Genomic DNA, 21120 nt, shown 5'->3' with positions numbered 1-21120 from the left:
GTCAAAAGTGTTTGCCTTAGTTATTATATTACTACTTCTTTTAGGTCAGTGCGTTTCGAATTCCCAATTTCTCAGTCATAAATGTATAAGTTTTTCTTATGACTGTACCCTGTGTTGTTTATGAATGAAACCTCTCTAGGGGAAAACAGCTGTATTCGTCAAAAAAAGAGCAGAAACGACCTCCCTGAAGGCCATTCCTGCTCAATGTCTTGTGTTATAACACTTTACTTAAAAACGATTGTGTCCGTTCGTGTTGTGGAGAATCAAACAATAGACTCGGAATGTTTTCTTCGACGATGAAACCACCATCCATAAAAAGAACCCGATCCCCGACTTCACGCGCAAATCCCATCTCGTGCGTGACGACAATCATCGTCATCCCTTCAAGTGCCAACTGTTTCATGACAGCAAGCACATCGCCGACCATTTCCGGGTCGAGCGCGGATGTCGGCTCGTCGAACAACATGATTTTCGGATTCATGGCCAGGGCACGGGCAATGGCAACCCGTTGTTTTTGACCGCCGGACAGTTCCCCCGGATAGTTATCGGCTTTCTCCCGCAATCCGACTTTATCCAACAATTCGAGCGCCCGCTGTTTCGCTTGCGTTTTGTCCGTTTTCCGGACTTTCATCGGTGCAAGTGTGACGTTCTCAAGCACGGTCTTGTGGGGAAACAAGTTGAAATGTTGAAACACCATTCCGACTTCTTCACGGACTTTATTGATATCGACTTTCGGATCTGTGATGTCATGGGTATCGACGATTACTGTACCGCCCGTGATATCTTCGAGCCGGTTCAAGCAACGGAGAAACGTACTTTTCCCCGATCCCGAAGGTCCAATGACACACACGACTTCTTTTTCTTCAATCTCGACCGAAATATCCTTTAAGACTTCGTTCGAACCAAATGATTTTTTTAATTGTTTGACTTCAATGATACTCATCGCAGTGTAAACCTCCGCTCCAAGAATTTCCCTAATAGTGAAAGGAGATAGATGACGACGAAGTACATCAGACCGACGACCGTCCAGACGATGAACGGTTCAAATGTCGTTGCTTGTTGCACTTGTCCCTGTTGCGTCAAATCCGCGATACCGATGATCGATAGCAACGACGTATCTTTTAAACTGATGATCGATTGGTTCGTAATCGTCGGCAGCATACGGCGGAAGGCTTGCGGTAAAACGATTTGTGTCATCGTTTGACGCCCCGTCATACCGAGAGAACGTGCCGCTTCTGTCTGCCCTTTATCAATCGATTGAATCCCGGCCCGGATGATCTCGGCGAAATAGGCTCCGGCATTGATGGCGACAGTGAGAATCCCGGCATACATCCGGTCCATCGACAGCCACTCAAGTGAATTGAGTCCAAAATAAATGAAGAACAATTGGACGATAAAGGGCGTTCCCCGGATGACATCGATGTAGACGATGGCAATCCCGTTTAAAATCTTAAGTGGTGATAAACGCATCAAGGCGACGATCAAGCCGATTAAAAATCCGACGATGACCGCGATGATAAAGATATAGAGGGTGATCTGTAACCCTTCTAGAAAAAACGGAAACGCCGTTTTTGCGACTTCCATCAGTGACTCAACTCCCTTGTCATTCGTTCAAATGGCTTATTTTAAATACGTATCGACGATTTTGTCGTACTCCCCGTTTTCTTTCAGGTTTGCGAGTCCTTTGTTGATTTTTTTCATCAACTCTTCGTTTTCACCTTTGAGGACGGCAATTCCGTAATTATCACCATTCAAACGGTCTCCGACAAGTTTCAGACCAAGGTTTTGCTGTTTGTTTGCATAGGAGATGACCGGATAATCTTCAATCAATGCGGCAGCATTTCCGTTTTTGACTTCCTGGAACATGGCCGGGCTGTCATTGAATTGAGTGACGGTGATTCCGAGTTTGTCTGCATTGTCAGTTGCATATTTTGCACCTGTTGTTCCCTTTTTAACCGCAACTTTCTTGCCTTTCAAATCATCGACTGATTTGATTTTGTTTTCATCTTCTTTGACGACCAGGATCAGCCCGGCTTTAAAGTACGGGTCTGAGAACGTAACAACCTTTTTCCGTTCCGGTGTGATACTCATTCCGGCAATCGCTACATCCAGTTGGTTCGCTTGAAGAGCGGGAATGATTCCGCTGAAATCCATCGCTTCAAACTTGATTTTAAATCCTTGATCTTTGGCAATCGCTTTGATGAGGTCGATATCGATTCCCTTGTATGTGTCCCCGTCTTTATATTCGAACGGCGGATACGTAACATCGATGCCAACCTTGTACGTCTTGTCTTTTGAGACCTCGTCCTGTGAACCGATACTACATGCGCTTAATACCACGAGACAGCTGAGCAATAAAAATAATACCGATAAATGCTTTTTCATGTTGTTACTCCTCTCTTGAAGACAAATGCCTTCTTTCATGTATTTTCCTCAAAAACTTTTCCTTAACACATATTTTATCAGAAAAATTCAAATTTTACGAACAAACTTGTTAAGAGCATGAATCAAAATTTTTCAAAATAAAAAAAATAGGAGCACCCTTCTGACGAAGAGTACTCCTATTTTCACTTTAAAATGCCGCCGAGAGGACTTGAACCTCCACGGTGTTGCCACCACTAGATTCTGAGTCTAGCGCGTCTACCAGTTCCGCCACGACGACTTCTATTTATGTTATTAGAATACTAAATAGTTTTTTTCGTGTCAACGGTTTCATGCATTTTTTTATACTTTTTCTGTCGGTTCGTCTAAAATCCGCCGGACGAATCGTTCCACGACCGTATCGTATGTGTCCGGATCCTCGAAATAAGCCATCGCGTGGGCTGCATTCGGAATGACCACCAATTCTTTTTCCGTCGGACAGGCTTGATACAATTCATAGACCATTGAAGTCGGAACAAATGTATCGGCTCCGCCGTGAATAAACAGAATCGGAACCGTCGCCCGCTGGACTTGCTTAATGGCCGAGGCTTCACTGAAAAAATAGCCCGCTTTTAATTTCGTCAAGATACTTGTCATCGTCAGGAACGGGAAATGCGGCAGACGATACATCCGCTTCATTTGATAGGCGAGAACGGCGTTGACCGACGTATACGCACAATCGGAAATGATGCCTTTGATTTGCGGCGGCAACAGTTCCCCACTGGTCATCAGAACGGTTGCTCCTCCCATCGAAACACCGTGCAAAAAGATTGCACTTTCTGGGCCAAGACGAGCTACCAGATATTCGGTCCACCGGAGACAATCTTCCCGGTCATGCCATCCGAAACCAATATAGTTCCCGTCACTTTTTCCGTGTCCACGGTTATCCGGCATCATGACGTGGAAACCGGCTTGGTGATACAGATACGCAAATCCGGCCAAATCCGTTCCGACACCGCCGTATCCATGCACTAAAATCACAATCCGATCCGATGGTACAAGCGGCGGCAAGTAATGCCCGCGTAACATTAATCCGTCATGCGCCTTGACTTCAATCAATTCCAGCGGCTGTTCTTTAATCCACGTCTGCCCCGGTTGCATCAGACGGACCATTTCGTCACTTAAATCACGGTTATTGGATAAAAAGGGTTTCGGATTGGTTGCGATCGCCATTTCATAAAAGTAATAACTCGCTGCAAGCATCCCGGAACCGATTACACCTAAACCGATTTTCGTTCGTGTTCGCATTGCTCCCACTCCTCATCTGCTCTTAAAGATCAATTTGTAGTTGTGCTGAGGACTCGGCATCCTCTTCTTGTAAAATTTGTTGCCGCAGACGATGTTCGTGTTGTGCCTTTCGGTAAGCAAATTCCTGAACCAATTCTTGTCCCGTGAACCCTTCTTCGACGATGTCCGACAGCAAATCCGTTTCCGTCGTGACGATTTCCTGTGGGTTCCGAATAATCAGCACTTGACCGACCTGTGCTAACATCAGTTCATCTTTTACCTGTAACGCATCATAAAACGGTTCAGGCAGGGTCATCCGCCGTGTTTCCGGATTGATGTGCACCCGCTTGTACGCTGCTAACGATTGAAACTTCCGACTCGCCATATCTGTCCTCCTCTTCTAGATTACTGAAATGTCATGTCTAATCTAGAGTCTTTTCCTTGAATCATGATAGTTGCTGATGCTCCGTTGACGAGTGTCATTTGCGGCGGTTGGTGACCGATATCGAGATCGTAAAACACCGGAATGTCCAGCAGTTCATTAAACGTCTCATACACGTCGAGGATGGTATACTCCTCAACTGTCCGCCCGCCGGCTGTTCGTCCGAACACGATGCCCGATGCCCGCTCGAACCACCCCGCGAGATACATCTGCATCAGCGAACGGTGAACGTCGGTGGCACTCGCTTCCGATACTTCAAAGTACCAAAGAATCGGTTCTTCATTCAGCTGATCCGTCTGAAACGTGACCACATCTCCGTACGGTGTTCCGATGAGATGACGAATCGTTTCAAGACATCCGCCAAGCAACCGGCCGGATACCTGTTTTTGGGCCGGATCGATTGTTTTCCACTCTGTTGCCGCGTCGAGGTGGTACATATAACGTTCGGGCCGTTCCGCATGATTCCAATTCGTCTGATACAAATCAGATGTCCACTGCGTCACGGTTGCTCCGGCAGGCGTCGCGAGAACTCGTCGCCAAGCTGTCGTCGTTTCATCCCATTCTTCACTGCGCATGTCGACGAAGTTTGGTCCGTGCGCCGTCGCAATGCCGGTCTTGAGCGTAATCGCAAACAGTAATGTACTGATATCCGAATACCCGAGCAACCACTTTGCCGGAATTCGTTCAAAATCCAGGAATGGTAACACATCAATCGCCCGTTCCCCTCCAAATGGTGGAATGATTGCATCAATTTCCGGATTTTGCAGCATTGCATTCAGCTCGTCCGCCCGCGTTTGAACCGGCGCACTTGCCGCCTGCTGTTGTGTCCAAACGGTTTGTCCGACTTGAACAGTCATTTGCCGATCCCGTAATCGATTCGTCGCCTCTTCAATCATCGGATGCAGTTCTTCCGATAATCCGGAAGACGGAGCCGTCACACCGATTGTTTGTCCGGTCCAACCTAAATAAGGATAACGCATGTCTGTTTCCTCCTGACGATGTGATATTGTTAATCGAGTGATGCCACCAATCGGCTGAGCTGTTCGACTTTTTTAGTAAACGGTTCAATGGGAACGATTCGTACTTCCCGGTGAATTTCTTTCCCGTTCGCAAAAAACAGCAAAGCCGGAGCAGTAAACACGGAAAATTCTCCGGCAATTTCCGGGACGCTTCCTAAATCGACATGTCCCGACCGAAATTCGGGATGACTTGCTAATATCGGCTCAATCTGCGGAAACAACGAAGCGCAGACACCGCAGCCCGGACTAGAAACATAAATAAAACTCGCCCGCTGCACGAGATAAAAATCCCTTACGGCTTCAATGGACGTCAACTCTTGAAAAGTCGCCATGTTTCGTCCTCCTCTTTTTGTAAAATATCTTTTAATTATAACGTGATGCCACAAAAAAAACACCTTCCACCCGGTGTATCTAAGTCACAAGCACTTAAATACTCGGGCGAGGTATCTTCTTTTGATTGTTCTATGGTTTGGCAGTAGCTGCGAGCTCCGCATATTCTTCAGACGTAAAAGCACGAGAACGTGTTAAAAACCGTTTCCCCTCGACGCCTTCCAAGGAAAACATTCCGCCTCGACCATCAACGACATCAATGATCAGTTGCGTATGTTTCCAGTAGGCGTATTGATCCTCATGAATATAAAACGGACAGCCGCCGATTGTACCGATCAATAAATCTTGATCGCCTAAAAATAAATCGCCTTCCGCAAAACACATCGGGGAACTTCCGTCACAGCATCCACCTGATTGATGAAACATTAACGGTCCGTGTTTTGCTTTTAGCAGTTCAATCAATTCCAAGCCGGCATCGGTCGCAAGTACACGTTCAACCATGTCGCCACATCCTTTCTTCGATTAGAAGAAACCAAGTTTATCCGGGCTGTAGCTGACGAGAAGATTTTTTGTCCGCTGGTAATGGTTGAGCATCATTTTATGATTTTCACGGCCGATTCCCGACATTTTGTAACCGCCGAACGCAGCATGGGCCGGATATTGGTGGTAACAGTTTGTCCAGACGCGTCCTGCTTCAATCGCGCGTCCGAAGCGGTATGCCCGATTCATGTCACGCGTCCAGACACCGGCACCTAAGCCGTACAGCGTGTCATTGGCAATTTGCAGTGCTTCTTCTTCTGTTTTAAATGTCGTGACGGACAGGACTGGCCCAAAAATCTCTTCTTGGAAAATCCGCATCTTGTTGTTTCCTTTAAAAATCGTTGGTTGAATGTAATAACCACCCGCGAGGTCACCGTCAAGATGGTTCCGTTCGCCACCAATCAGACACTCCGCCCCTTCCGATTTTCCGATTTCGAGATACGACAAAATTTTCTCCATTTGTTCACTCGATGCTTGAGCACCCATCATGACATCAGCATCTAGCGGATTACCGAGTTTGATCGCTTTGACACGTTCGAGGACCCGTTCCATGAATGGCTCGTAGATGGATTCTTCAATCAAGGCACGTGATGGACACGTACAGACTTCCCCTTGGTTCAAGGCAAACATCAATAATCCTTCGATTGCTTTATCGAAAAAGGCATCATCGGCATCCATGATATCAGCAAAGAAGATGTTTGGTGATTTCCCGCCGAGCTCGAGTGTAACCGGAATGATGTTTTGCGACGCATACTGCATGATGAGTCGTCCCGTCGTTGTTTCACCCGTAAATGCGATTTTCGCAATCCGCTTGCTTGAGGCGAGCGGTTTTCCGGCTTCCAGTCCGAAACCGTTGACGATATTCAGGACACCAGGAGGTAATAAGTCTTCAATCAGTTCCGTCATCAGTAAAATACTTGCCGGTGTTTGTTCCGCCGGTTTCAAGACGACACAGTTTCCTGCCGCGAGTGCCGGTGCGAGTTTCCAGACAGCCATTAAAATCGGGAAGTTCCACGGGATGATCTGACCGACGACTCCAAGTGGCTCATGGAAATGATAAGCGACTGTATCGTTGTCGAGTTCCCCGATTGAACCTTCTTGGGCCCGGATGACACCTGCAAAGTACCGGAAGTGATCGATGGCAAGCGGAAGATCGGCATTCAGTGTCTCACGGACCGCCTTCCCGTTTTCGAGCGTTTCCGCATAGGCAAGCATCTCAAGATTTTCTTCCATCCGATTCGCAATTTTATTTAAGATGTTTGACCGCTCTGCGACTGACGTCTTGCCCCAGGCATCTTTTGCCGCATGTGCCGCGTCAAGGGCGAGTTCAATATCTTCTTTCCCTGAACGGGCGACTTGACATAATACTTTCCCAGTAATCGGCGTCACGTTATCAAAATATTCTCCACCGACCGGTGCCGTCCATTTTCCGTTAATGAAATTTTCATAACGATCCTTGTATTGTACCTTTGACCCTTGCGTGTTTGGAATCTCATAACTCATCTGATTGTTCCTCCCTCAAATAAAATGGTCAACCGACGAGAAGGTATCTCATGTATGCGCTTTCATTTTACCCCTATCGAAATGTCTTCTCGTTTCTATCGTACCAAATGTTTTATAAAAGTCAAAATTTTCCGATATTTTTTTTACGATTTTTTTCACAAAAAAAACACGTCATCTCCAAAAAATGGATTGACGTGTGGATTGGTCGAATTAGCGTGTCGGATCGATGCCGTCTTCTTTATCTGAAGGTGTATCCGAGTTCCCGAACTCACCGACTTTACTGAATCCGTCAGTTGCCCCGTCGATGTCTTTACCGGTTGCCGTAACGGATGGATCAAGGACCGCCTCTTCACTCGGGCGCGACATCGGATCGTTTCCAAGCTGCTCTTCTTCTTTTTTCGCGTCTTCAATACATAATAACGTTTCCGGAATGATGTCAAGACGTTCGATTTCAATCTCTTTGCCGCAGACTTTACAGATTCCGTACGTGCCATCTTCAATCGCTTTTAACGCGACATCGACATCCGATAACATTTCTTCCTGCATATCTGTCATTGCTTGATCGCGTTCCCGTAAAAACAATTCGTCTCCCGAATCGCCCGGGTGGTTGTCGTAGCTCGACAGTTCCCCTGTATCATAGTCGACTTCGCGATTTTCAATATTTGTTTCCGTTTTATCTTTTTCCTTTAACAAACGTGTTTTGAATGTCTCGATTTGCTTTTCTGATAACATAGCCTTCATCTCCAATTCTTTAGCTTCAGCTTCTTCTCTAAAGGATTTAACCGAAATGAAACCATGTTAAACGTCAAAGACTGTCTTAAGAGCATTTATAGGAGCGGATCGAGCCGTGTAAATCACAGATGACCGTCATGAATTCCTGACCATCCTTGAAGCAGATTTGATGACTTCTGCCATTTTTAGAAGTCGTAATATCATCGATCCACAGCCGGGTAGCGTCAGCGGAGGATAACATCGCTACTTTGTCACGAATCAAGAACAGATCAAACGGCAACAGATTTAAGGACTGGATGACTAAACCGTATTTCCGGAACAGCGGATCCAGCTGGTAATGCGAGAGGCTGTATAAACTCTTCTCCATCCCGCCGATCAACAATTGAATCGAGTGACACGGTTCCCGGCTGTCGATCCGCTCTTTTTGCAGGATGATTTGTCCTTGAACGCCGGATCCATCAAAGACATGTTGCATTTTCTCTTGATCGACGCGAAGAGCTCCCGGTTTGACATGTAAGACCAGATGCGCAAATTCGGCGTAATCCGGTTTTCCGATTTCAAGTGCCTGAATATGTCTCACTTCTTCCCGTTCAATCAATTCGATCAATCCGCGTTCCACTGTGTCCGACACGTTCCCTTCAGAGGAAAGACGGACATCAATCACGTATTGGTCGACGACAGTATTGACTTCGAGTGTATACATCAAGTGCGGGTTCTGTTCTTGTTCGAGGGTCAGGCGGTTCAACAGCAATTGATGAATCAGTTCGACCGGTGTATGAGATGAAAATTGACTCGTGTAAATCAAGTGTTTTGCTGCCATCGAATGGTTTGATTTTAATCGTGTTCCTTTAGCCATATATACGTTCACTTTATAATTCAGCATAATTCCACCTTCTCTTAACTAAGAATCGGATCGGAGAATAGTTCCGTTTCTATAGCGTACATTGCAAAAACCGTTAAAAATATTCGATAACGAATATTCTAAATCTGTTATACACAAGACTATGAATTTATGTTAAAGATTTGGAAATTAGAAAACTTGGGTGCTTTTCCTAAAATAATTGGATTTAAAGACAAAAAAACCAGTCTCCGGCAAACACCGGAACTGGTTCAGGTCAAACGGGATCAGGCAATGGAATCACTCATCGGGTGCATCTGTTCATACTGACTGACAATCAGTTGACTGAGACGTTCGTCTGCTTCCAGTCCCAGATAAGTCGCGACGGTTTTTCGGATGCCGTTTTGTTCAATAAAGGTATTTAATTCAGAAGATTCTGAATCATTTGGATCGGAGTAGGTTAAAGCCGCAGCAATCCCCAGAGCTAATCCATTCGCCTCGATACCACGGTCCATTAATTCGCGGGCCGGTTTGACCAACCGGTCGCGTGGCCCGAGCTTCCGGATCGGTGAACGGGCAACACGGACGATTTCATCATGGATCCGCGGATTTTCAAATCGTTTAATGTTTTTTTGAATATAGGCGCTGTGATCTTTCGGATCAAAGCCGTATTTTTCAAGCAGTAACCATCCGGTTTCATACAAGGCACTTTGTACGCCGCGCCGGACACGGACATCCTGCAGACTTTCAGCAATCGTCTCTTTTCCAAACAATGCACCGAGGTAAGAGGCGATCGCATGTCCGGTGTTGACGGTGAATAATTTCCGTTCGATGAACGGTGTGATGTCTGCCACGTATGTCACACCTTCGAACACCGGATAATCATCCGGTAACGCCTTTGTCTCAATAACCCACTCGAAAAACGGTTCGACTTCGACGTATAACGGATCGTCATGGTGTTGCAACGGGACAATCCGGTCGACGGCGGCATTCGGGAAAAAGACATTGCCTGGCGTTGACTCAAGATAATGCATCACTTCTTGCTGCAAATGACTGGATCCTTCGATCATGTTTTCACATGCGATCACAAAGACGTTTTGGGTTGTCGTCCGTTGTTTGAGTCCTTCCGCAAGCAAGGGAGCAATTCTCGCAAGCAACGTCGGTCCGACAGCTGTCGTCACGACATCGGCTGTCGCGATGGCTTCGACTACCCGCTCGGCTTCAGTCTGACTGTTCAATGCTGTGACGCGCGACACCTCTTCCACCGCTGCTTCTTCCGCCGCATAACCGACCGTATACGCCCCGCGCGTTTTCAACGCTTCGACGACTTCGGCATTCACGTCAATGAAACAGACATCATAACCTGATTTAACCAATTGTAAGCCGATGAAGCCCCGACCGATATTTCCTGCACCAAAATGAACGGCTTTCATAGCTTACACCTCCACAGATAACAGCTGAATAATGTCTTCGGCTGTTTGCGCTTTGACCAACTGCTCGACATTCTCTTCATCCGAACAAATAATGGCAATGTGCGACAGCAGTTCCAGGTGTTCGTCACCGATGCCGGCAATCCCGATGATCAGCTTTGCCTGTTCGGTTCCGAACGACACACCGTTCGGAACCTGTAGAATGGATAATCCTGTTTTTAAGACTTCTTCTTTTGACTCTTCCGTCCCATGAGGAATCGCGACATGGTTTCCGATGTAGACCGTCGATAACCGGTGACGGGTTTTCATCGATTCGATATAGTTCGGACGGACATATCCATGATCGACGAGCAATGTTCCTGCTGCTTCAATCGCTTCCTCGTCCGTATTAAACTGTTGATTCAGTAACACCATTTCTTTTTCCAGTTTCATCGCAGTTGCCATCCTTCATTCACTCCTGTCTATTTTTTAAGAAATTTTATTGCGTGCTGTTTCGATTTCGTGAACCAGTTGATCATAGTAACCTGCATTCAAGAAGTTTTCGACGGACCGATGTTCAGCTTGCGGTACTCGTTCCTTCGCCCGTTGCGTCAAATCCTGGTGCGTGATGATGAATTCGGCATCTGTCGGGAGTTGACTGATCGACGTGTTCGTTACTTTAATCGGCAGTCCGGCTTTATTAATTTTGTTGCGTAAGACGGATGCGCCCATTGCACTCGATCCCATTCCGGCGTCGCAGGCAAAAATGATGTGTTCGACTTCTGCTAATGAAGTTGCAGATTCCGCTGAAACAAGCGAGGAAGCAATCGAATTTTTACCTTTCATCGCGCTGACATTAGCCGTTGCTTCTTCAAGCGATGTCTCTTTTGCTTTACTCGTTTTGAGCAAGACAGACGAAACAACAAACGTAACGGATGCAGAAATCAGGATACCGGCAACAAGACCGACATATGAACCGCGAGATGCCATCGCAAGGACAGCAATGATACTTCCTGGTGAAGCCGGTGCGACCAGACCGACATCAAATAAGACGAAAGTGAGGATACCGCTCATACCGCCGGCAATCATGGCGAGCAAGAGAACCGGTTTCATCAGCACATACGGGAAGTAGATTTCATGAATCCCGCCGATGAACTGGATAAAGGCTGCCCCTGGTGCTGTCTTTTTCGCTGCACCTGAACCGAAGACCGAATAAGCGAGTAACAAGCCGAGACCCGGTCCCGGATTCGCTTCGAGTAAAAACAGAACCGATTTTCCGGCTTCACTAACTTGGTCCAAACCGAGCGGACTTAAGATGCCGTGGTTAATGGCATTGTTGAGGAACAAGATTTTAGCCGGTTCGATGAACAGACTCGCAAGTGGCAGCAAATGAGCACTGACGATCGCTCCAACAGCCGCTGCCATGATATCGTCCAGTCCCGTCATCAGCGGACCAAACAGTTTAAAGCCACCGATCATCAACAAACCACCGATAATCCCGACCGAGAAATTGTTAACGAGCATCTCAAGACCCGGTTTAACTTTGCCTTCAATTAGTTGATCAAATTTCTTGATGGTAAATCCGCCGAGTGGTCCCATGACCATTGCGCCGAGGAACATCGGAATTTCTGTTCCGACGATGACCCCCATCGTCGCCAGTGCCCCGACGACTCCCCCGCGAACGTCATGCATCAATTTCCCGCCGGTAAACCCAATCAGTAGCGGCAACAGATACGTAATCGTCGGACCGACTAACTCCGCCAGACTTTTATTCGGTGCCCACCCGGTCGGAATGAATAACGCCGTGATGATCCCCCAGGCGATGAATGCACCGATGTTCGGCATGACCATCCCGCTGAGGAAACTTCCAAACCGTTGTACCTGGACACGGAGTCCACGTTTTCCTTCTTGTGTTGTTGTCATTGGTGTACCCTCCATTTCGTTTGCATTGTATGATAAGTGCTTTGCTATGCCCTTATTGTATGCGCTATGGAAACGCTTACTCAACCTTTCCTAGTTCACGTTTTGTCAGATTACTTGGACAAGACCAAAAGAACCATCCGTATCAACGAATGGTTCTTTTGATTTGTTGTCCTCATGAGAAATTAATCGGTTGCTCGACCGCCTCGAGCTCTCTTTCGATGACCTTCCGGAATGTCCGGTTCAAAATCTGTTGCAGTTGATGAACATCCCCGTATTCAAATTGATGGGTTTGTTCATCATTTTCGATGATCGCACCACTGATTGAGCTGAGCAGTTGCAGCAGTTGATCCGTCGCTTCTTCTGGTGCCGCGAGTACTAAAATCCGTTCGACCGGTTGAATGAGCTGATCCATCCCCAAAAGATCAATCGGTTGATCCAGCTCATAGATGAAGAACCCTCCACGATGAATCGATTCGTCGCGACCATGGAATAAAGCCAACCGTGTCCCGGGAATGCCGAGTCCAGACATCTCGTGACGCCGTAACAATTGCGCCGATAATTGGACGGCCGACGAGGTGACGTTTTTTTCGACCAGTCCATTGCTGATTTCAAGAAGGATTTCTTCCAACCCTTCCGTTTGCGAAGCAATCGTTTCAATGGAAAACGCGTCACTCAATTGGCGGGCCGTCTTGACCAATTCTTCCAATCGAACTAAATCCAGCCATCCCGATGACTCCTGACGGACGGGAGATTGGAACGATTTCGGTAGGGAGACAAGTAATTTCCGGATTCGGTCAACTTCTTCTTTCGGCAGTAACGGATTGACGAGCAGATGCGGTTGACTAATGTCCGGCAACGGCACCGTCGATAACACAAAGTCATAATCCTTCAGTTGGAGACGTCCAATGCCAAAGAGAGACGAACTTTCGACTTGCTCGAGTTCGGTAAATTCCTGCCGTAACCGGTTCATCAGTAATTTCGACGATCCGAGTCCCGCCGAACAGACGACGAGTACACGGTAGGGTGTTTTCGGCAACGGTTTACTTAAAACAGCGCCAAAGTGCATCACCCAAAAGGCTAAGTCATAATCCGCAAACGTTTGATCGTTGAAGACGAATTCAGCGGCTTGTTTAACAGCGTCAAACAAACGCGGGTACTCCCGTTCGATCTGTTTAATGACATAAGACGGATTCACGATGTTTTGTTTCGTATACGACATGATGTGACTGACCAACCCGTGTTCGAGCGCCCGGTCCTCTGTGAAACCTTCTCCGTACAATAAGGAGACCTGTTCGATCAGTCGTTTGACACGCAGACGAATAACCAGTTCTTCGCCGGTCTCCAGCTGATCTTGTTGAAAATTCCGCAACTCTTCAGAAATCCATTGCCGCTCGGCAATCGATAAGGGGTACGGCAACCGTTGCTGTAGCGTATCGACGTGATGCAAGACTTCGAGCGGATATGCTTTTAATTCATAGACCATCGGAAACTGGTCCATCCGAATCGCTTGAACGGCTAAACTCAGCGTCGCCCGCATGAGAAGTCGATCACTGATATCCTGCTGTTTCGTCAAAGGAGCAATCACGGCATACGATTGGTTAATCGCTTCAATCCACTCCCGCTGCTGAATCTGAAGCAGATGCGGCAGTTGATCGACATGACCTTGCAGGAACCGGTAAAAGGACAAGACATCCCATTGCGTAAAAATCAACGAGACCAGCAACCGTCGTTTGTTGATTTCTTCGCCGATGACTTCAGCCCCTAACCCCTTTTTACGTTTTAATTCCAGTGCATACTGACAGAACCATTCATCAATCCGTTCTAAATCTTGACTGATCGTACTTGGCGCGATGTACATGGCATGTGCCAAAGCCTGCAGTTTGATCATTCCTTGTTCCTGCAAAAGGCGGTATGCGAGTTCGACTTGCCGGTCTTCCGCTGAGGGTAACTGACGATGGGATAACAATAGCGCTTCACGCAGTTCCCGCTTCTGTCCCTCATCCCCATTCAGCTGTAAACCGCGCCCCCGTACATAAACCAGTTCCAACTGAAACGGTGCTACGGTTTGCCCAAGCCGGTCTCGTTCCCGTTGAATCGTCCGTTCCGAAGTTTCGAGTGCTTCTGCGATTTCCTGAATCTGAACCGGTTCTGATTTCGTCAGTAAATAAAACAAGATTTCTCGCTCACGGGCCGTAAAATCAGTCACTTTGCATCAACTCATTTCTAATGGTCTCAATTAAAAAATCATAGGATGCCGTTGCCAACAAATGATCAATGGCAAATACCCGACACGAGGCATTAACCGGAAGATTTACAACGATTTGCCGGGGACCGACCAGAAAGCTGACATCTGCCGGAATTTCTTTGGCCCGGCACGTTTCAACCGTGACAGATAATCGCTCTTTTTGTAATCGATCCCGTAAGACTTTTGCCCCCATGACACTGCTGACTAGGCCCGAGTCGCAGACAAAGATAATGGTCATCATATCCATCCTATTCACCCCTTCCCTTTTATCCTATCTGAAAGCGCTTAAAAACGGGGCGATGATAAACCGGTTTATTTAATTTCTTTTTTTAATCTTGTCCAAAATTCCTGACAGATCAAAAAAACGTTCGAATCTCCCGCCTGAGGAGGTTCGAACGTTTTCCATGTCTAATCCGGGTCACCCGGTTTGTTTATGCACGGTTAAAAGATGTTGTTCGACTTTTTCAGCGACTTCCCGTCCTTCGCGGATCGCCCAAACAATCAAGGACTGACCACGACGGGCGTCGCCGGCGGCAAAGACCCCCGGTCGGTCGGTCGCATATGCCATCGTTTTAATCTTACCGTTTTGTGACGCAACCGGTAGGTGCCGCAGAACATCCTGCTCGACGCCGCTGAAGCCGATGGCAATCAACATTGTATCAACCGGATAATATTTTTCGGTTCCGGGAAGCTTCTGAAACTCCACCCGTCCGTCGGCATGACGGATTTTGTCATTATAAATCGTCCAGACACCGGTCAATCGGCCTGCTTCATCCGTCGTATAACGCTCGATCGCAATCAAGTATTCCCGGGGATCGCGACCAAACTGCACGTGTGCTTCCTCATACCCGTAATCGAGAGTGAACAGGTTCGGTGTATCCGGCCACATATTGTCCGCTGTCCGTGTTGAGCCCGGCATCTCGTGTTTGCCGAACTGAACGACGGAGCGGCAACCTTGCCGCAGTGCCGTCGCCACACAGTCGGCGCCTGTATCTCCGCCTCCGATGACAAGGACATCTTTCCCCCGTGTATCATGCAGGTCAATCAAAGATTGTCCGGTCAGGAGTTGCCGTGTCACACTCGTCAAATAGTCCATCGCGTATCCGACGCCCTGACCCGGTGCGTCCGGTATTTTGCGGGGCTCGGTTGCACCGACACAGAGGATGACGGCATCGTAATCGGCTTCCAGTTGATCCAGTGAGACGTCGAGACCAATCGTGACGCCGGTTTTAAATGTGATGCCTTCCGTTTCAAGCAACCGGACACGGCGGGCGACGATATCTTTTGAAAGCTTCATCGCCGGAATCCCGTACGTCAACAGACCGCCGACTTGATCTTCCCGTTCAAAGACGGTCACGTGATGCCCTGCTTGATTCAATTGATCGGCTGCCGCTAAGCCTGCCGGACCAGAACCGACAATCGCAATCCGGTGCTGGCTTCTGACTGACGGAATACGCGGTTGGACCCACCCGTTCTCAAAACCGATATCGATAATGGTCCGTTCGATCTGTTTAATGGTGACAGCAGGTTCATTGATGGACAGCGTACACGATCCTTCACAGGGCGCGGGACAGACCCGGCCCGTGAATTCAGGAAAATTATTCGTTTCCTGCAGCCGTTCAAGGGCTTCCTGGAAGTTGCCCTGTTCGACCAGTACGTTCCACTCGGGAATTAAGTTGTAGACCGGACAACCGATTTTGACTTGACCATACGTCTCACCGACATGGCAAAACGGTGTCCCGCAATCCATACAACGGCTCGCCTGTTCCGAAGCTTCCGTTTCAGAAAAACGTTCTTTATACTCGTTAAAATCACCAATTCGTTCACTGCTGTCACGTTCCTTGCCTGCCTGGCGGGGAACGTTCATGAATTGATCCCGTCTCTTCATTGTTTCCCTCCTGTTCCGCGTCCGATATGCGTTTCAAATGCCAACAGCATCGCTTCTTCCGTATTGTGTCCCTGTTGCGCATATCCCGCCATTAAAGTCGTCACCGCTTGATATGTCGACGGAATGACACGAATGAATGAGCTGAGGACATGATCCCAGTTTGCTAAAATCGCATGACCTTGTTCACTGTTCGTCCGGGCGACATGCCGCTCGATGAATGTTTTTAAGCGGGTTGCCTCTTCAGGGTCCGAAACGGCTCCCGTTACGACAAGCTCCCGGTTGATCCGGGCCTCAAAACGGGTGACATCTTTCGGTAAGACGTACGCGACGCCGCCGGACATTCCGGCGGCAAAGTTCAGTCCGACATCTCCTAATATGACGACACTTCCGCCCGTCATATACTCGAGACCGTGGTTGCCGATTCCTTCGACGACTGCCGTCGCTCCGCTGTTCCGGACAGCGAATCGTTCCCCGGCCTGACCGTTGACGTAAAGCTCTCCACTCGTTGCCCCGTACAGTGCCACATTTCCGATGATGACCTGATCCGAGGAGACGAAACTGGATTTTGCCTGCGGGCGCACGGCAATGACCCCGCCGGATAATCCTTTACCGACATAATCGTTGGCATCTCCCGACACATTTAATGTCATACCACGCGGGATATATGCACCAAGACTTTGACCGGCTGAACCCGTCAGATTGAGCGTTAACCGATCCGTCGGAAGCCCCATCGCTCCATACAGCCGTGTCAAACGGGATCCGGTATTCGTTCCGATTGCCCGGTCCGTATTGGTGACCGGGAAGGTAAAGGTTTGTTGTTCTGTAAACGATTGATCCGTGATGAGCGTTTCCAGTTCACGCCCGTCAAAAGAAGCTGAGACGTGATGCTCCTGGTACTGCCGGTTTTCGGGTGAATATCCCGGCATGACGAACAGGCGGGATAAATCGAGACTGGCTGCTTTCCAGTGCGTCTTTAACCGGTCCGATGATTGCAACAGATCCGTCCGGCCGACTAAATCGGCTAACCGTCTTACACCGAGTTGCGCTAAATATTCGCGGACTTCTTCGGCGACAAATTCCATGAAGTGAACGACATGATCCGCTGACCCTGTAAATTTCTCACGAAGCTTCGGATCTTGTGTTGCCACGCCGACCGGACATGTATCGAGATGGCAGGCCCGCATCATGATGCAACCGACGGCAATTAACGGTGCCGTTGCAAAGCCGTATTCATTGGCACCGAGCATCGCAGCGATGACGACATCGCGTCCCGTCAATAACTTTCCGTCCGTTTCCAAAACGACACGGTCCCGTAATCCGTTTAAGGCCAGTGTTTGATGGGTTTCGGCCAAACCCAGTTCCCACGGTAATCCCGTATGCTGAATGCTGGTCTTCGGTGAAGCACCGGTTCCCCCATCATGACCGCTGATGACGATGACATCGGCCAGTCCTTTGGCGACGCCGGCAGCAATCGTTCCGACACCGCCTTTTGCGACCAGTTTGACACTGATCCGCGCCCGGTCATTCGCGCGTTTCAAGTCATGAATCAGCTGCGCCAAATCCTCGATTGAATAAATATCATGGTGCGGCGGAGGTGAAATCAATCCGACACCCGGTGTCGAGGCACGGACACGCGCAATCCACGGATAAACTTTTTCACCCGGCAGCTGTCCGCCTTCTCCCGGCTTCGCCCCTTGCGCCACCTTAATCTGCAGTTCGTCGGCATGGACAAGATAATCACTCGTGACACCGAATCGTCCGGATGCAATCTGTTTGATCCGGCTCATCCGCGAATCCCCGTTTTCATCTAACTGGTATCGTTCCTCTTCTTCGCCGCCTTCCCCGCTGTTGCTTTTACCGCCGAGCCGGTTCATCGCGACGGCTAACGTTTCGTGTGCTTCTTTCGACAGCGAACCGTAAGACATCGCTCCTGTCTTGAAATATTTGACGATTTCACTGACCGGTTCCACTTCGGCAAGCGGAATCGGAGTCGTTTCCCGGAAAGACATCAGGTGACGTAAAAACGTCGCCGGTTCTTCCTGGATCCGCGAAGAATAGGTTTTAAACAAATCATACCGTCCGGTCCGGCAGGCATGTTGCAACAGATGAATCGTTGCCGGGTTGAAGGCATGATGTTCGCCGTCATGGCGATAGCGGAAAACGCTGCCGGACTCAAGCCGTGTCCGCTTGACTCCTTCTTCATGTTGACGAAGTGCTTCTTGTTCAATCAATGCCAAGGTCAAACCGTCGAGTTGCGAGACGGTTCCCGTGAAGTACCGGTCGATGACCTCTTCGGAAATACCGACCGCTTCGAAAATTTGAGCCCCGCGGTAACTGAAGACCGTCGAAATGCCCATCTTTGACATGACTTTGACCACACCCTCCGTCACTGCCGACCGGTATCGTTCGGCATAATCCGGCATCGTTTCGTCAACCGCATCCTGTAACGTCGCATAGACGAGATACGGATGAATGGCATCGGCTCCGTATCCGACTAAGGCGGCAAAATGATGGACTTCCCGGACTTCGCCGCCTTCGATGATCAAACTGGCTTTCGTCCGTAACCCTTCCCGGATCAAATGGTGATGAATGGCGCTCGTGACAAGTAGAATCGGCATTGGTACAGCACCCGGCCGGACATTCCGGTCAGAAAGAATCAACAGTTCACAGCCTCCCCGGACCGCATGGACAGCTTGCTCGAGTAACGCTTCGAGTGCTTCCTCCAGTTGACCGTCAAACACTGTCGAAAGTGTCTTGTGGGCAAGTTTCGTCTGTTTGAGCGCCGCTGCTTCCGCTGGCGTAAGAACCGGTGAGGCGAGACGAATTCGACGGCAATTCTGCCGGTTCGGTGTCAACAATTCCCCTTGCTGACCAAGCCAGGTCATCGTCGACGTGACAATTTGTTCCCGCAATGCATCAATCGGCGGATTCGTCACTTGTGCGAATAACTGTTTGAAGTAGCGGAATAAGGATTGCGGCCGCTCACTGAGGACAGCAAGCGGGATATCCGTTCCCATCGCCCCTAACGGATCTTTTTTCTCTTCCACGAGCGGAATCAAATACTGATCGATGTCTTCCCGTGTATAACCAAACAACCGTTGTAACGTTCCGAGGTTCGCGACCGGCTCCGTTTTGACGTTTGTCGGTAAGGTAATCATCTCTTCCGCCAGCCACTCGGCATACGGATGGCGCATTGCCAGCTCACGCTTGACCTCCTCATCCGAAATCAATTGACCGGATGCAAAATCAAGGAGCAACAGCTCTCCCGGAACAAGCCGTTTCTTAAACAAAATATCGTGTTCCGCGATCGGTAAGACACCGGATTCCGACGATAACATGAAGTGCCCGTCCCGCATCATCATATAGCGTGCCGGTCGCAGACCATTCCGGTCGAGTGTCGCACCGATCTGTTTGCCGTTTGTAAAGACGATCGCCGACGGTCCATCCCACGGTTCCATCATGCTGCTGTGGTATTCGTAATAGGCTCGTTTTGCCGGTCGCACCTCTGCGTGTTCAAACGGTTCCGGTACTAGCATCAAGGCGGTTTCCGCAAGCGTCAATCCGGACAGATACAAAAACTCGAACGCATTATCAAGCATCGAGGAATCGCTGCCCGATTCATCCAGAATCGGCAGGACATCTTTCGCCCGACGCCCGTAAGTCGTTTTAGCCAAACCGGTTTCCCGGCTCCGCATCGCCCGGACGTTTCCTTGTAGCGTATTGATTTCACCGTTATGGATTAAATAACGGTTTGGATGGGCACGTTTCCAGCTTGGAAACGTGTTCGTACTGAATCTCGAGTGAACGATCGCAAAGCCAGACTGATACCGTTCATCCTGTAAATCATCAAAATACAAACCAAGCTGATCGGTTGTCACAAGTCCTTTGTAGACGATCGTTTCGCTTGAGCTGCTTAAGACGTATTGTTCAATGCCAAGCTGCTCCGCTTCCCGTTCAAATAAGCGGCGAATCAGGAACAATGCCCGTTCGAACGCCAGTCCTTCCACTTTGTTTGCTTCAATGAAGCATTGCCGGATAACAGGTTCCGTTTGACGGGCTTTTTCTCCAATCACAGTGTTCGTGACCGGGACCGTCCGCCATTCGATCAAGCGTTGTCCTTCTGATAAAATGATGGATTCCAAAGCCCGTTCCAACCGTTGACGCAACCGGTCTTCCCGCGGTAAAAACATCATCATGACCCCGTAGTCCCCACTGCGCGGCAGATGGACATTTCGTAAGGCTTGACGGAAGAGACGATCTGGTATTTGCGTGAGGATGCCGGCTCCGTCGCCGGTTTTCGCATCACTTCCTTGTCCTCCCCGATGTTCCATCTGACACAACATATTCAAGGCGTTTTGAACGATTTCATGACTGGCTCGTCCCGTCCGATGAGCATAAACCCCGATTCCACACGCATCGTGTTCTTGTCTCGGATCATAAAGTCCTTGCCGTTGCGGTATTTGATGAAATGACATGTTACCACGCTCCTAACCGTTCTAAATTTTCTGTATATTCTGTTAAAATATACTTTACACTCTTTTATGTTTATTCGCTACCATGTATATTTCCAAAATTTGAGTTCTCCCATCCCTTGATAGACCGT

The 21120-nt window shown here is 48.7% G+C and carries 18 protein-coding genes and 1 tRNA gene; all 19 read right to left on the bottom strand.

The genetic code is table 11. The annotated features are described in order from the left end of the window. Positions 1–214: 214 nt before the first annotated feature. Positions 215–943, bottom strand: coding sequence for an amino acid ABC transporter ATP-binding protein (locus tag KNP91_RS05835; protein ID WP_012370578.1), 729 nt, complete (start codon positions 941–943; stop codon positions 215–217). Next, a complete protein-coding gene (locus KNP91_RS05830; RefSeq protein ID WP_012370579.1) occupies positions 940–1584 on the bottom strand; it encodes an amino acid ABC transporter permease in 645 nt (214 codons plus the stop codon). Before KNP91_RS05830 ends, KNP91_RS05835 begins: the two co-directional genes overlap by 4 nt. Before the next feature lie 36 nt (positions 1585–1620). After that, on the bottom strand, positions 1621–2385 hold the full coding sequence (locus tag KNP91_RS05825; protein WP_214764691.1) for a transporter substrate-binding domain-containing protein: 765 nt from the start codon (positions 2383–2385) through the stop codon (positions 1621–1623). 193 nt (positions 2386–2578) lie between these two features. Next, positions 2579–2662, bottom strand: a tRNA-Leu gene (locus tag KNP91_RS05820). Between the two features lie 62 nt (positions 2663–2724). Then, positions 2725–3669 carry an alpha/beta hydrolase gene (locus tag KNP91_RS05815; protein WP_214849087.1) on the bottom strand — a complete coding sequence of 315 codons (945 nt, stop codon included), beginning with the start codon at positions 3667–3669 and terminating at the stop codon, positions 2725–2727. 22 nt (positions 3670–3691) lie between these two features. Further along, positions 3692–4033, bottom strand: a complete 342-nt coding sequence (locus KNP91_RS05810) for a hypothetical protein (RefSeq protein ID WP_114595634.1) — start codon at positions 4031–4033, stop codon at positions 3692–3694. A 20-nt stretch (positions 4034–4053) separates the two neighbouring features. Continuing rightward, positions 4054–5070 carry a S66 family peptidase gene (locus tag KNP91_RS05805; RefSeq protein WP_012370583.1) on the bottom strand — a complete coding sequence of 339 codons (1017 nt, stop codon included), beginning with the start codon at positions 5068–5070 and terminating at the stop codon, positions 4054–4056. Between the two features lie 29 nt (positions 5071–5099). Continuing rightward, complete coding sequence (locus KNP91_RS05800) at positions 5100–5441, bottom strand: thioredoxin family protein (RefSeq protein WP_214764675.1); 342 nt, start codon at positions 5439–5441, stop codon at positions 5100–5102. 130 nt (positions 5442–5571) lie between these two features. Further along, positions 5572–5940, bottom strand: coding sequence for a DUF779 domain-containing protein (locus KNP91_RS05795; RefSeq protein WP_214764668.1), 369 nt, complete (start codon positions 5938–5940; stop codon positions 5572–5574). 21 nt (positions 5941–5961) lie between these two features. Continuing rightward, positions 5962–7482, bottom strand: a complete 1521-nt coding sequence (adh, locus tag KNP91_RS05790) for an aldehyde dehydrogenase (RefSeq protein ID WP_214849085.1) — start codon at positions 7480–7482, stop codon at positions 5962–5964. Positions 7483–7692: 210 nt separating this feature from the next. After that, a complete protein-coding gene (locus tag KNP91_RS05785) occupies positions 7693–8214 on the bottom strand; it encodes a TraR/DksA C4-type zinc finger protein (RefSeq protein WP_214764657.1) in 522 nt (173 codons plus the stop codon). Between the two features lie 85 nt (positions 8215–8299). After that, positions 8300–9097 (bottom strand): hypothetical protein, encoded by a 798-nt coding sequence (locus tag KNP91_RS05780; RefSeq protein ID WP_214849083.1) that lies wholly within the window; start codon positions 9095–9097, stop codon positions 8300–8302. 242 nt (positions 9098–9339) lie between these two features. Beyond that, positions 9340–10485 carry a mannitol-1-phosphate 5-dehydrogenase gene (locus KNP91_RS05775; protein ID WP_214849081.1) on the bottom strand — a complete coding sequence of 382 codons (1146 nt, stop codon included), beginning with the start codon at positions 10483–10485 and terminating at the stop codon, positions 9340–9342. Between the two features lie 3 nt (positions 10486–10488). Continuing rightward, positions 10489–10926 (bottom strand): PTS mannitol transporter subunit IIA, encoded by a 438-nt coding sequence (locus KNP91_RS05770; RefSeq protein WP_012370590.1) that lies wholly within the window; start codon positions 10924–10926, stop codon positions 10489–10491. Positions 10927–10950: 24 nt separating this feature from the next. Beyond that, on the bottom strand, positions 10951–12384 hold the full coding sequence (locus KNP91_RS05765; protein WP_214764630.1) for a PTS mannitol transporter subunit IIBC: 1434 nt from the start codon (positions 12382–12384) through the stop codon (positions 10951–10953). A 172-nt stretch (positions 12385–12556) separates the two neighbouring features. Further along, complete coding sequence (locus KNP91_RS15860; RefSeq protein ID WP_214849079.1) at positions 12557–14590, bottom strand: BglG family transcription antiterminator; 2034 nt, start codon at positions 14588–14590, stop codon at positions 12557–12559. Next, on the bottom strand, positions 14583–14876 hold the full coding sequence (locus KNP91_RS05755; protein ID WP_041261636.1) for a PTS sugar transporter subunit IIB: 294 nt from the start codon (positions 14874–14876) through the stop codon (positions 14583–14585). The genes KNP91_RS15860 and KNP91_RS05755 overlap by 8 nt, the downstream gene beginning before the upstream one ends. Positions 14877–15047: 171 nt before the next feature. Further along, positions 15048–16517: a glutamate synthase subunit beta gene (locus KNP91_RS05750; RefSeq protein ID WP_214849077.1), complete on the bottom strand. Its 1470-nt coding sequence runs from the start codon at positions 16515–16517 to the stop codon at positions 15048–15050. Further along, positions 16514–20992, bottom strand: coding sequence for a glutamate synthase large subunit (gene gltB, locus KNP91_RS05745; protein ID WP_214849074.1), 4479 nt, complete (start codon positions 20990–20992; stop codon positions 16514–16516). The genes KNP91_RS05750 and gltB overlap by 4 nt, the downstream gene beginning before the upstream one ends. Positions 20993–21120: the final 128 nt, after the last annotated feature.

Source organism: Exiguobacterium sp. s138, from assembly GCF_018618775.1.
In the GTDB taxonomy this organism is placed as follows: Bacteria; Bacillota; Bacilli; order Exiguobacteriales; family Exiguobacteriaceae; genus Exiguobacterium_A; species Exiguobacterium_A artemiae.
Note: the sequence above shows the minus strand (reverse complement) of the source record. Positions and strands in the feature narration are given on the sequence as shown.

What these genes read in the sequence shown, in the direction of transcription:
- KNP91_RS05835 (WP_012370578.1), bottom strand. Translation starts at nt 943, where the DNA reads ATGAGTATCATTGAAGTCAAACAATTAAAAAAATCATTTGGTTCGAAC.
- KNP91_RS05830 (WP_012370579.1), bottom strand. Translation starts at nt 1,584, where the DNA reads ATGGAAGTCGCAAAAACGGCGTTTCCGTTTTTTCTAGAAGGGTTACAG.
- KNP91_RS05825 (WP_214764691.1), bottom strand. Translation starts at nt 2,385, where the DNA reads ATGAAAAAGCATTTATCGGTATTATTTTTATTGCTCAGCTGTCTCGTG.
- KNP91_RS05815 (WP_214849087.1), bottom strand. Translation starts at nt 3,669, where the DNA reads ATGCGAACACGAACGAAAATCGGTTTAGGTGTAATCGGTTCCGGGATG.
- KNP91_RS05810 (WP_114595634.1), bottom strand. Translation starts at nt 4,033, where the DNA reads ATGGCGAGTCGGAAGTTTCAATCGTTAGCAGCGTACAAGCGGGTGCAC.
- KNP91_RS05805 (WP_012370583.1), bottom strand. Translation starts at nt 5,070, where the DNA reads ATGCGTTATCCTTATTTAGGTTGGACCGGACAAACAATCGGTGTGACG.
- KNP91_RS05800 (WP_214764675.1), bottom strand. Translation starts at nt 5,441, where the DNA reads ATGGCGACTTTTCAAGAGTTGACGTCCATTGAAGCCGTAAGGGATTTT.
- KNP91_RS05795 (WP_214764668.1), bottom strand. Translation starts at nt 5,940, where the DNA reads ATGGTTGAACGTGTACTTGCGACCGATGCCGGCTTGGAATTGATTGAA.
- adh (WP_214849085.1), bottom strand. Translation starts at nt 7,482, where the DNA reads ATGAGTTATGAGATTCCAAACACGCAAGGGTCAAAGGTACAATACAAG.
- KNP91_RS05785 (WP_214764657.1), bottom strand. Translation starts at nt 8,214, where the DNA reads ATGTTATCAGAAAAGCAAATCGAGACATTCAAAACACGTTTGTTAAAG.
- KNP91_RS05780 (WP_214849083.1), bottom strand. Translation starts at nt 9,097, where the DNA reads ATGCTGAATTATAAAGTGAACGTATATATGGCTAAAGGAACACGATTA.
- KNP91_RS05775 (WP_214849081.1), bottom strand. Translation starts at nt 10,485, where the DNA reads ATGAAAGCCGTTCATTTTGGTGCAGGAAATATCGGTCGGGGCTTCATC.
- KNP91_RS05770 (WP_012370590.1), bottom strand. Translation starts at nt 10,926, where the DNA reads ATGGCAACTGCGATGAAACTGGAAAAAGAAATGGTGTTACTGAATCAA.
- KNP91_RS05765 (WP_214764630.1), bottom strand. Translation starts at nt 12,384, where the DNA reads ATGACAACAACACAAGAAGGAAAACGTGGACTCCGTGTCCAGGTACAA.
- KNP91_RS05755 (WP_041261636.1), bottom strand. Translation starts at nt 14,876, where the DNA reads ATGGATATGATGACCATTATCTTTGTCTGCGACTCGGGCCTAGTCAGC.
- KNP91_RS05750 (WP_214849077.1), bottom strand. Translation starts at nt 16,517, where the DNA reads ATGAAGAGACGGGATCAATTCATGAACGTTCCCCGCCAGGCAGGCAAG.
- gltB (WP_214849074.1), bottom strand. Translation starts at nt 20,992, where the DNA reads ATGTCATTTCATCAAATACCGCAACGGCAAGGACTTTATGATCCGAGA.